We start from the raw sequence: 239 nt of genomic DNA on the forward strand, positions 1-239 counted from the left end.
GATGATGCTGATATTATCGCAAAAAAAATACGCAAAGCAAAAACGGACTCCGCCCCTCTTCCCGACACGCTTGCAGCCTTAGAAGAACGGCCAGAAATCGATAACCTGCTTGGTATTTATGCTGCCTTTGCACAAATAAGCAAAGAAAAAGCTCTTTCAGAGTTTTCCGGACAACAATTTTCGCTTTTTAAAACAACCTTAGCTGACCTTGCTGTCGAGAAGCTTGCACCAATCACCCA

1 pseudogene is annotated in these 239 nt (G+C 43.5%); it reads left to right on the forward strand.

The annotated features are described in order from the left end of the window. A pseudogene (locus tag ACFINO_RS10650) lies at positions 1–239 on the forward strand (tryptophan--tRNA ligase); the annotation flags it as partial.

The sequence above is a fragment of the Bartonella sp. AA83SXKL genome (assembly GCF_042196965.1).
In the GTDB taxonomy this organism is placed as follows: domain Bacteria; phylum Pseudomonadota; class Alphaproteobacteria; order Rhizobiales; family Rhizobiaceae; genus Bartonella.